We start from the raw sequence: 11868 nt of genomic DNA on the forward strand, positions 1-11868 counted from the left end.
AAAATGGAGCTGGGTCTAGACCCCACGCTCCATTTTCCTTTACCCATATTGTTTGATGCGTCGCTTTTTATGAAATGGCGACCACCAGTTTATATCACCAAGCAGCTTCATTAAAGATGGAACAAGTACCATACGCACAATAGTAGCATCGATAAAAATGGCCAATGCAATTGTAACGCCCATTTGTTGAACGGGAATGATGCCAGTAAAACCGAATGCACCAGTAATGACAATCATGATCGCAGCAGCTGAAGTAATAATTTTACTCGTAGATATCAAACCTTCTAAAGTGGCTTTGTTGTTATTTCCAGTTTCAAGATAAATCTCGTATATTCGTGAAATAAGGAAGACTTCATAGTCCATGCTTAGTCCAAAAACGATACTAAAGGCGAATACAGGAATCATTAAAGCAATATCGGATGCATGAAACCTGAGATGCCCCTCTTGGAAAAGCCAAACAATAATACCAAACGTACAACCTAAGCTTACTACGTTCATCAAAATGGCTTTTAGCGGAATCAATACTGATCGGAACGCGATAAAAAGGACGATATACGTTGAAATTAAGATGAAAGCCAAGCTGTAAGGAAGCTTATTGAATATTTCATCAAAAATTTCCTGATGGAACTTCGACTCCCCACCGATTTTTAAAATGAGATCTGTCTTCTTTTTCTCCCATTCTCTTACCCAATCTTTTGCTTCTGCAGAGGAGTTCTTCGCGTTTAATTTTACTTGGAGAAGTGCCTCATTCTTATTCGTTAATCGCTCGAAAGCAGGCGCCAATTGAGATTCTAATTCAGGGATATTACTCACTGCAATTAGTTCGTCAGCAGACATTTGTGTAGCTGAAAAAATGGAGTCAACTTCACTTACGAGAGAATCGGATTGAATGTCATTGATAACATTCTCCAATTTTTCCAAAGAATCAACCATATCCTTGTCACTACTAGCAATAATATATACAATTGTCTTATCTTTTTCTGCAAAGGTTTCCTTATATTTTTCAAAAGCCGTTCGCGATTCATATGATGTTGGCAATGAATCCGATTCAGGAATGGCTAGTCGCATATCCCCTACCGGAATCATGCCTATAATGAGTAAGATGGTTGCGGCAAGTGCCATAACGACAGGTCTTTTCATCACAAACCGAGCAAATGAATGCCAGTTGCTTTCCTTCCCTTTGCTTTCTTTTAAAATCATCCACTTATTAATATGTGGCCCAAGGACGGATAATAATGCAGGTAAGAATGTATTAGCAGCCAAAACAGAAGTAAAAACAACCGCGATTCCGCCTAAAGCGACAGATTGAAAGATCCCGGCTTGAATAAATAACATTCCAATTAAGCCGAGCAATACGCAAAAACCCGAAAAAAGAATGGCTCTTCCAGAAGTCGCTACAGTTTTTGCAATGGCAACGTCCGTCTTTTTTATTTCTAATTCTTCACGGAAGCGATTGACGAAAAGTAGGGCAAAGTCGATTCCGAGTGCAAGGCCGATCATTGGGGCCGTATTCAAAACAAAAATAGAAAGATCCAATTTTTGCCCAGTAAAGTAAAGCAGTCCCATCGCAACGACAACACTGACAAAACCAGTAACTAAAGGAATAAGTGCGGCGATCACACCTCGAAAAGCTGCAGAAGTACAATCAAAGCAATGGGAATCCCGATTAGCTCGGCCCGTACTAAATCCTCTTGTGCCGCTTTATTCATATCCTCTTCAATGACGGCCCGTCCTGTCAGACCAACAGAAAAAGAACCTTCGTCCTCCAGCCTGTCCCGTACATTTGAAATATTCTCCGGCATATGGTCTTTATTGGTAAAAGATAGAATGGCAAATGCTCGGTTATCTTTTATTTGAGGTGAAGAATACTGAATCTCTACATCTTTAACTTCTTTAACGTGCGTAATCGTATTTTCTATGTACGCCATAAAATCATGTTCTGCCGCATCATTGCTTTTTTCAAATAGCAAAATCAAAGAGGAGGCTGGAATATCGAAATCTTCATCCATGATTTTTTCAACTTCTTTATAGGAACCATCGTATTCGAAACCGCTTCCACCTAAAACAGATGGTAGCTTCAAGGCGAAAATTCCTGATAGAATGAATAGTAAAGACCAGATGATTAAAACAAGTTTTCTATGCTTGAATGTTATTTTGCCGAGAGTATTCATATTAGGTCCCCTTAAAAACAATTTCACTGTTTTTATCATATCGAAAGTGCAACAAGTACGCCAATAATTGCCAGTCACTATTTTGTAAATTATGATAGTTTTATAGAAATCGTGAAGGGGGAGGGATTTGAATGATGAATCCGCCAAATGAACTAAAAGGTTTTTTCAATGAAAAGGGTCAGTTAAAGTCATGGCCAGCGAAGCGAAGTAAAAAATCATTAGCCGTTGAATTTTTGGCCAGAAAATTTGATGAAGGACGTACCTATTCGGAAAAAGAGGTAAATGCCATATTAGAGGAATGGCATACATTTAGCGATTCCGCTCTTTTAAGACGGGAGTTATTCGAAAATAAATGGTTGAACAGGACGTTAGATGGTAGAGAGTATTGGAAATCAGAGAAAGGGAGCGACATTTGAATACTTTTGTTGGGGGACATTGAAGATCTTTAAAGAAAATGAAAAAAGGATTAATTCCCTTAGGGAACTGATCCTTGCACTTTCTTCATCTATATAACGTTTTAATGAAGCTTTCTCCTTAATGCTAGTGCAACAAGCCCAGCAGAAATTGTTGCTAATGCTACTGGTAGTATTGCATTTACTGAGTCTCCTGCAAACATAGTGGGAAAAACTACTATGCCCCACCCTTCTTGCAAGCGTGAAATGATGTGATAGGAATATAGGAAGAAAAAAAGAAGGGATTCATAAAGAATGGATCAATCCCCCGCCGCTTTGAGATGGTCAGGCATTGATTCCGTTGCGCTCCCTTCATCAATATAAAATGACTCATGACCAATATCATCAACTAAGCCGCTTTTTTGAAAGAGCTTAAATCCCCAATCGGGTAAGCCAGAAATTAATACGGTACCGCCCAACTTTTTAAAGTTTTTAATGAAAGAGGCCAGTTTTTCTTCTCCTGTCGCATCAATAGTCGTTACCTCAGACATATTTAAAATAATGACTCGTGGAGTACTTTCAAGCGTTGAATGAAGGAGGTGTTCAAACGCCTGGGCAGTTCCAAAAAACAACGGGCCTTTAATCGTAAATGTTTTATAGCGAAAATGGGATGTCAGGTCCAAAGCATCTTGTCTTTGGTTGACTTGCAACAATTCGCTTTTCTTTTTTATAAAAGAAAGAATGGCAAGCAGTATTCCTACTTGAACTGCAACAGTCAGATTTACAAAAACAGTGAGTAAAAAGGTTGTTACGAGAACGACCGAATCACTCGTCCTTAGCTTTAATAGTTGTTTGAAAGATTTCAACTCAGCCATATTCCAAGCGACAAACATTAACAGCGGCGCCATTGCTGCAAGCGGAATGTGAGAAGCGTATGGTGCAAAAAGCAGCAATGTGATTAACACGAACAAGCTATGCATGATTCCGGAAAATCTTCCTACGGCACCTGATTTAATATTAGTGGCCGTTCTTGCAATCGCTCCAGTTGCAGGAATTCCGCCAAAAAGCGGCGCAACAATATTGGCAATCCCTTGACCAAAAAGCTCACGATTAGAATGATGTTTTTCATTCGTCATTCCATCTGCGACTACGGCCGAAAGTAAGGATTCGATCGCCCCTAAAGCTGCGATCACAAGTGCAGGTACGAATAGTTCACTTATTTTACCAAAAGTAATCTCAGGAAACTTAAAAGCCGGCAATGATTGTGGAATGCCACCGAAGGCAGTACCAACCGTTTCGACGTGGGTTGGATAAAAAAGGACTGAAACTACTGTCGGTATAATTAGACCAACGAGTAAAACAGGAATTCGCGGTGATATCCGAGGCACAGTAATGATTGCAACCAGTCCAATGACGGCTGTTAGAATGCTAAATCCATTCAAAGTGCCAAAATGTCTAAAAATCTCCAGCATATTTTCATGAAAATACTCTTTCTTTTCCAGCCCAGTAAGGCCGAAAAAGTTTCCAATCTGTCCGCTGAAAATAATGACAGCAATCCCCGTCGTAAAACCGATCGTTACAGATCTCGGAATAAAATGAATTAAATTTCCAAGCCGGAAAAAACTCATGATGACGAGCATGACTCCTGCCATTAAACCAGCAACCAACAAATTCTCATATCCGTATTGAAGCACGACTGCGAGTAAAATTGGAATAAATGCTCCTGTAGGACCGGCAATCTGAAAGCGAGAACCACCTAACAAAGATACAAGCAATCCTGCGATAATCGTCGTATAAATTCCATATTCCGGCTTAACACCTGAAGCGATGGCAAAAGCCATCCCAAGAGGAATGGCCACAATACCGACAGTTATCCCAGAAATGAAGTCTTTGCGGAGGTTTGCGGGCTGAAAATCGCGAAAACGATAATCACCTAACAAATGTACTTCACCCCTGATTTCATTTTTTATAAAAAAAGGACAGCATTATAATATTAGTGAACAAAATTGATTGTATCATGGAACTGATAAATTTTCAATGGTTCAGCGCTTTAAAGTAGTGAAAATTCACAGGCTATTCATTGAAAATAGTATTATACTTTAGTTACAGTCCATTCGTTAAAGGGTGTGTTTATAGTAAATAACAAAATCGGTATCATTGCGGATGATTTTACAGGAGCAAATGATTCAGGAGTTCAGTTAGCGAAGAAGGGTTTACGAACATCAGTAGGAATCCACTTAGAAGTGGACACAGATATTACGAACAATGATGTATTAGTAGTCGATACAAACAGTCGATCTATAGAGCCTTCTAAAGCTTATTCCAGAGTTTTAAAGGCTGCCCAATACATGTTTCGCATAGGGGTTACTCATATTTATAAAAAAATTGACTCTACACTAAGGGGAAATATAGGAAGCGAATTATTAGCTATTGAAAAAGTATATGAGCCCGATATTGTTGTGATCGTACCCGCTTTTCCTAAACTAGGAAGGATAACAAAAGAAGGTCATCATTATATCAATGGAGAAATTATAACAGAATCGGAATTTGCAAAAGATCCAAAAACCCCGGTGAATGTAAGTTATATTCCAGATCTCCTCTATATACAAGCGAAGAAAAGAGCGGTTGTATATAATTTGGACACCATTCGAAAAACGGATGAAGATTTTATACAAACGATCCAATTGGGTGAAAATTGGATTGTATGTGACGTAGAAAAGGAAACGGATTTTACCGAAATTATCGATAAGTTTTTGAAAACAGGACTAAAGATAGTATGGGCAGGATCAGCGGGTTTATTAGAATATTTGCCGTCAAGTCTAAAATTGGGAACTTCACAACTGCTTGAAATACCTAAATACGCTATTGAAAAAACATTGACGATTTCCGGGAGCTTATCAAGCGTTACCCGGAAACAACTTCGCGAAGTTGAGAGAATGCCAAATACATTTACTATTAAAGTAGATGTGTATCAACTATTAAAGCAATCAATAAAAATGGAAACGATATTAAATAATATCCAAAAACGGCCTGAGGTTGACCATATCTTGTTATACGTAGATTCCAATGAAAGATATCCTCTAGAGATTAGTGAGCAAATTGTTGAGGGACTCGGTGAGATGGCACTAGTCATTTGTGAAAATATTGAATCCGTCAACGGGCTGTTTTTAACAGGTGGTGATACGGCAAAGGCAGTTTGTTCGAAACTTGGAATTGTTGAAATAGAATTAATTGCCGAAGTTGAGACAGGGTTGCCATTTGGGAGATTACTAGGATACAAAAGGGAGTTATGGGCAGTGACGAAAGCAGGAGGATTTGGTACGAAAAACTCTTTGAAACATGCATTACATTTTTTAAAGGACAGTGATACAGATGTTTAAACCTTTGATTGGCATTACAATGGGCGACTCCGCAGGTGTTGGGCCTGAAATTATTTTAAAAAGTTTGGGACATGCGGAAATACATGAGGTTTGCCGCCCGATTGTAATTGGAGATGCAAAAATTCTTGAACGTGCAAAGGCGTTTATTCATTCTGATTTGGATATTCGTTCAATATCTGGATTGAATCAGGCGGAATTTTCACCAAATGTTATCAATTGTTATGATCTAGACCTTTTACCGAAAAAAATATCGATTGGACAAATTTCCGCTGAATCAGGACACGCCGCTTATAAATTTGTGGAAAAGGCGGTGGAGCTGGCATTAAATAAGGAAATTGATGCTATTTGTACTGCACCGTTAAATAAGGAAGCACTCCATAAAGGGGGGCATACATATCCAGGGCATACCGAAATATTGGCTGCTCTAACGAATACAGAGGATTTCTCTATGATGCTATCGGCACCTAATTTGCGAGTCATCCATGTAACAACTCATGTCGGAATTATTGATGCAATCAAAATGATTAATCCACAAAGAGTTTACGAGGTTATTCGATTAGCATATGAAACCTTAACCCGTGCGGGAATTGATCAGCCAAAGATTGCGGTTTGTGGAATCAATCCCCATGCAGGAGAAAATGGTCTTTTTGGTTATGGCGAAGAAGAAGATAAAATTATCCCAGCTGTAAAAAAAGCAAAAGCAGAAGGGATTGACGCCATCGGTCCATTACCGGCAGATACTTTGTTTTTCCGTGCTGTGCGCGGCGATTTTGATGTAGTGGTAGCGATGTATCACGATCAAGGACATGGCCCTGTAAAGGTACTTGGACTCGACGCAGGTGTCAATATTACAGTCGGACTTCCAATTATTAGAACAAGTGTGGATCATGGAACCGCTTTTGATATAGCGGGTAAAGGGATTGCAGATGAGAGAAGTTTGATGGAAGCAATTCGGCGGGCGGTGGAATTGGTACCGAGGGTAAAGAAATAAAGAAAATGCGATATTGGCAAAGCTAATTTATTTATAAAAAATGATAGATAGAATCCAGCTTGTATTATAGGCTGGATTTTTTAATTGAAAATCATACATCTCAAAATCTTTAGTTATGATATACAAAAAATATTCAAAATAATTGATTAACTTTGTACTTTTATACTAAAGAAACTCATAAGTAGAAGGATTATAATTAGTTACAAGATAAATGTAATCGCTTTCTAAGGCTCTCAAACCATCAAAATGCTTAAACTTTTAGGGAGGTGCATACACAATCTCAATACTCATTCCTTAAAAACTCAAGTATAAAGTTTTAAACAATTGTTAATCGATTTCCAATGTTGGATATATTTTTTTCTATGGTGTATCGGTTTCCAAAAGATAAGGGGCTGAAAAGTGTGAAAGTGACGATAAGTGATGTCGCTAAAAAAGCCCAAGTTTCTAAAACAACAGTTTCCCGTATATTGAATGGCAATTTTGCACATGCAACACTTGAAACGAAAAATCGAGTTTTACAAGCGATCAGAGACTTGGATTACCGCCCAAATGCATTGGCAAAAGGACTAAAGCTAATGCGTACTAATGTGATAGGTGTTATTTTATCCAACTTAAAAAATCCTTTCTGGACGAATGTGTTAGAGGGGGTGGAGGATGCCAGCCACAGAATGGGCTATCATTTAATGATTTGTAACACAAATGAAGATCAGGAGAAAGAAGCAGAATACATTAAAGAGTTTCAAAGAAGACAGGTAGACGGAATCATTATTAATCCTACTGTTTTAAATGATGAATTATATAACCAGATGATTAACGAAATGCCGGTCGTTGTGATCAACCGAAGAATATCAAATCAAAATGCTATTAATGTTGTCGTGGATAATGTTAAAGGTGCAGATCTTGCAATTAGGCATCTAATAGAATCGGGCAGTAAACGAATAGCGGTATTTATGTTTAATAATGAATATGTTAGTCCATGGATGGATCGACTTAAAGGATATCAATCAGCCATGTTGTTACACGGGTATACATCGAAAGATTTTAGGATCCTTAAGTTAGATCAAAAAAGTCGAGAATTAAATGAAATCATCAAAAAATACATACGTGAACATCCTGATGTCGATTCTATTTTTTCAACGAATAATATGATAACTCTTGTACTTCTTGATGCTATAAGAGAACTAGGTTTATCGATTCCCAAAGATCTTGCCGTCGTTAGTTACGATGAAACGATTTGGGCCAAATATTTGGATCCACCATTAACAACAATTAAACAACCGGGATATGAGATGGGGAGAATTGCGACTGTGAATTTGATTCAGACAATCAATGGTAAGCAGAATCCCAATTCAAAGTCTATTATTCTTCAACCGGAACTGATTGTAAGGACATCTAGTGAAAAATTAACAGCCTCTGAGTTTACTAGTATTTAAAGGAGGTGACGTGCTTTTCTGAAAGGTGATTTGGAACGCAGAATTAAGCAAATGAAATCACATTTATAAAAAAGGAGAAGATGAAATGAGTAATGTAACACAAGAAGTAACTAGGGCGGAATTGTTAGAACTATATAAGGATTTAAGAGTTTGTGATGTTCGCGACGGTATGGATTGGGTTGGAATGCATGGGTATGGAACAGTCGATAAAAAAGTTCGCCCACTATTTAGAACTAAGGCTGTAGGTATTGCTAGAACTGCACGTTACTTGCCTTTTGAAGGTCCGATGACCAATAAAACAGGCGATGAATATACAGAATGGGTGAAGTGGTACTACGGTAATGTATGTACGGATCCATGGGGCAAGGAAGTTGAAGAAGGAGATTTTATTTGTCTTGATGTTTGTGGAATAGATGTTGGTTTGATCGGCTCAAACAACTCTCTTGACCATAAGAAAAGAGGGGCAAGAGGTTATTTAACAAACGGTGGAGGAATTCGAGATACGGATGAAGTTATTCACCAAGGTATTCCTGTTTGGTCAGAATTTGTATCTCAAGGTATGGACCAAGGACGTATCCGCTATTATGAAAAAGATATCCCAATTGCCATTGGTGGTGTGGCGATCTATCCGGGTGATGTTGTTGTTGCCGATGGTGATGGGGTTGTTGTTGTTCCGCAAAAACTAGCAGTTGATGTTGCTAAATATGCTCATCAAGAACTAAAGGGAGATAAGGCTGGTAGAAAGAGGCTTTATGAAGCACTTGGATGGGATCCAGACGAAACTGTTCTATAAAAGTATTGAATGAAATCAGTCGTTCGAGAGAGAGTCATTCTCTCTCGAATAGATTAATAATCATGGAGGATATTAGCAATGACCGTAAAGAAAGTAGGATTTATTGGACTTGGTGCAATGGGACTGCCAATGGCAAAAAATCTTTTGAACAGCGGATATGAATTACATATATGTGCTCATAAAAACCGTAAACCTGTTGATGAAATGATAAATGAAGGGGCAATAGAGCATCCATCTTTACGAGAAGTAGCGAGTAATAGCGATATTTTAATTGCAATTTTACCGGCAGATAAAGAAATGGAAAGTGTCCTTCTTTCAGATGAGGTTATTAGTAATTTACCTCAACATAGCATATTGATTGAGATGACTTCAGGATCACCTGCAATGATGAAAGAGGTTAGTAAGGCCTATATTGAGAGAGGTTTAAAAGTGCTAGATGCTCCCGTAAGTGGGGGGACAATCGGAGCTGAACAAGGAACATTGACCGTTATGGCGGGAGGAAATGAGAAAACACTATCAGAAGTCCGCCCCGTCCTTGAAGGGATGGCAAAACAAATTTATTTGGTAGGAGAGATAGGTGCTGGGAAGGCGATAAAAGCAATCAACCAAATGTTAGCGAGCGTTCATATGATTGCAGCTTCCGAAGCAGTTGCCCTAGGTGAAGAATTAGAAATTGATAAGGAAATGATGAAGCAAGTGATTGGCAATAGCTCAGGCGCTTCGTGGATGTTCATGAATAAGATTGATAGTCTAACAATTCGTGATTTCAAGCCTGGATTCAAGTTGAAATTAATGAGAAAAGATGTCGGAATAGCTGCTAATGAAGGGAAAAATCTAAACCTTCCATTTACCCAAAATGCATTACGTTTTTACCAAGAGGCTGAATCAGAATTTGGTGAGTTGGATTTCTCAGCAATAAGTAAAAAAATACTTTGAGAGGGGAAAGGGGTCTATGGACACTATAGGTTTTCGCATATCATCACTTGATCAGAGACCAAACAAAGATTTACTCGAACGCTTTAAAAATATCGCTACACCCTTACTAAGTGATAATATGAACCGTCTACAAGGCGCTTATGCAAATCTAAAACCATTGCATAAAAATGGTCGACTTGTTGGTCCAGCCTTAACCGTTCGAACTCGAGCAGGAGATAACTTAATGGTCCATAAAGCGATAGATCTTGCCCAGCCGGGGGACGTAATTGTGGTTGATGCCGGGGGAGAAACGACCCAAGCGATTGTTGGCGAAATTATGATGAGGCTTGCGCAAAAAAAAGGAATTAATGGATTTGTTATTGATGGGGCGATTCGCGACACGGATGCTTTTATAGAATCTAATTTCCCCTGTTTCGCTAAAGGATCTACACATAGGGGGCCATATAAAGATGGACCTGGGGAGATCAATGAGCCTATAACGATTGGGAATATGATCGTTAACCCTGGAGACATCATTATTGGTGATATGGATGGAGTTATAGCCGTTCCACTGCAACACGCTGAACACATTTTAAATCTTGCTATAGAACAAGAAAAGCGGGAACAGCTTATGTTTGAACAAATCGAACTTGAAACGATAGATCGTAGCTGGGTAGATGAAACGCTCCGGAAAAAGGGATGTGTGTTTGTTTGAACCGAAAATACTATTGGAAACAATTACAAAATTATTGTACACAATTATTCGAAAAAGCAGGATTACAAAAGAATGATGCACAAATAGTGGCGGAATCACTCATATTGGCAGATCTCCGAGGTGTGGACTCACATGGCGTGGTAAGAACGGATATATATTTAAGGCGTTTAAAAGCAGGAATGATCAACCTAGACTCTGAGATGGAAATAAAGGAAAACGGCCCTGTTGCTCTATTAGATGGGAACAACCGCTTAGGAGCTATAGTTGGAACAAAAGCATTGGATTTAGCAATTGAAAGGACCAAAAGTTCCGGTATTTCAGCAGTGGGAGTCAAACATTCCAACCATTTTGGGACATGCGCTTATTTTTTACAAAAAGCAATACAGCAGGATTTGATTATGATTATAACGTCAAACGCCTCCCAAACGATGCCTCCAATTGGAGGGGTTCGCCCTTTCATTGGTACGAATCCTTTTTCCGTGGGAGTGCCAACTGGGAAGCATCCGCCGTTTATTTTAGATATGGCAACAAGTGTTGTCTCTAGAGGGAAAATTATCGTAGCTGCACAAAAAGGAGAAGAAATACCTGACACTTGGGCAGTTGATAAATATGGGAACCCGACAACAGATGCGACAGAAGCATTGGAAGGATCAGTACTGCCTATGGGTGGTGCAAAGGGATATGGTCTTTCGATGTTCATTGACATTATTAGTGGGGTTCTTACAGGAGCAGGTTTTGGGAAATATGTAAATAATATGTATGAAAACTGGGAAGAAACACAAAATGTAGGACACTTTTTTATCGGAATTGATATAAAAAAATTCATGCCAATTGAAGAGTTTAAAAAAAGAATAGACCAGTACTTTGACGAAATTAAGGCTGAACCTAAAGCTTCGGGGGTTAAGGAAATCTATATTCCCGGTGAGATTGAACAAAAGCATGTTGAAGAACGAAAGCAATATGGTATCGAACTTCCTATAAAGGTAAAAGAAGAGTTAAGAAAATGGGGAGAAATTTACCATCTAAATATAAATGATTATTTATTGAATCCAGAGGAAGTATTCGAATAAGAAGGTGG

10 protein-coding genes and 1 pseudogene are annotated in these 11868 nt (G+C 38.7%); 8 read left to right on the top strand and 3 right to left on the bottom strand.

Going from position 1 to position 11868, the window contains the following annotated elements; genetic code table 11:
* Positions 1 to 39: 39 nt before the first annotated feature.
* Complete coding sequence (locus NQ185_RS13010; protein WP_307000980.1) at positions 40 to 1200, bottom strand: MMPL family transporter; 1161 nt, start codon at positions 1198 to 1200, stop codon at positions 40 to 42.
* Positions 1186 to 2210: pseudogene (locus tag NQ185_RS20360) on the bottom strand (MMPL family transporter); the annotation flags it as partial. The pseudogene NQ185_RS20360 and the gene NQ185_RS13010, both read right to left, overlap by 15 nt.
* 92 nt (positions 2211 to 2302) lie before the next feature.
* On the opposite strand from NQ185_RS20360, the gene NQ185_RS13020 reads away from it, so the two are divergent.
* Positions 2303 to 2587 carry a DUF2087 domain-containing protein gene (locus NQ185_RS13020; protein WP_257582322.1) on the top strand — a complete coding sequence of 95 codons (285 nt, stop codon included), beginning with the start codon at positions 2303 to 2305 and terminating at the stop codon, positions 2585 to 2587.
* 296 nt (positions 2588 to 2883) lie between these two features.
* On the opposite strand, the gene NQ185_RS13025 is transcribed toward NQ185_RS13020, so the two are convergent.
* Positions 2884 to 4503, bottom strand: coding sequence for a SulP family inorganic anion transporter (locus NQ185_RS13025; RefSeq protein ID WP_257582323.1), 1620 nt, complete (start codon positions 4501 to 4503; stop codon positions 2884 to 2886).
* Between the two features lie 186 nt (positions 4504 to 4689).
* Between NQ185_RS13025 and NQ185_RS20260 the strand changes: the two genes are divergently transcribed.
* From NQ185_RS20260 to NQ185_RS13060, 7 genes are all read left to right on the top strand, one after another.
* Entirely contained in the window at positions 4690 to 5943 is a 1254-nt protein-coding gene (locus tag NQ185_RS20260; RefSeq protein ID WP_257582325.1) for a four-carbon acid sugar kinase family protein, read from the top strand.
* Entirely contained in the window at positions 5936 to 6934 is a 999-nt protein-coding gene (pdxA, locus tag NQ185_RS13035) for a 4-hydroxythreonine-4-phosphate dehydrogenase PdxA (RefSeq protein ID WP_257582326.1), read from the top strand. The genes NQ185_RS20260 and pdxA overlap by 8 nt, the downstream gene beginning before the upstream one ends.
* A gap of 401 nt (positions 6935 to 7335) precedes the next feature.
* The gene (locus tag NQ185_RS13040; RefSeq protein ID WP_257582327.1) at positions 7336 to 8367 is read left to right on the top strand and encodes a LacI family DNA-binding transcriptional regulator; all 1032 of its coding nucleotides are present in this window, start codon (positions 7336 to 7338) and stop codon (positions 8365 to 8367) included.
* Positions 8368 to 8452: 85 nt separating this feature from the next.
* On the top strand, positions 8453 to 9160 hold the full coding sequence (locus NQ185_RS13045) for an RraA family protein (RefSeq protein WP_257582328.1): 708 nt from the start codon (positions 8453 to 8455) through the stop codon (positions 9158 to 9160).
* Positions 9161 to 9238: 78 nt separating this feature from the next.
* Positions 9239 to 10096, top strand: coding sequence for an NAD(P)-dependent oxidoreductase (locus NQ185_RS13050; RefSeq protein WP_257582329.1), 858 nt, complete (start codon positions 9239 to 9241; stop codon positions 10094 to 10096).
* A 16-nt stretch (positions 10097 to 10112) separates the two neighbouring features.
* A complete protein-coding gene (locus NQ185_RS13055; protein ID WP_257582330.1) occupies positions 10113 to 10790 on the top strand; it encodes an RraA family protein in 678 nt (225 codons plus the stop codon).
* Positions 10787 to 11860 carry an Ldh family oxidoreductase gene (locus NQ185_RS13060; RefSeq protein WP_257582332.1) on the top strand — a complete coding sequence of 358 codons (1074 nt, stop codon included), beginning with the start codon at positions 10787 to 10789 and terminating at the stop codon, positions 11858 to 11860. The genes NQ185_RS13055 and NQ185_RS13060 overlap by 4 nt, the downstream gene beginning before the upstream one ends.
* Positions 11861 to 11868 lie beyond the last annotated feature (8 nt).

Origin of the sequence: Lederbergia panacisoli, assembly GCF_024626525.1 — a bacterium.
Lineage (GTDB): Bacteria > Bacillota > Bacilli > Bacillales > Bacillaceae_C > Lederbergia > Lederbergia panacisoli.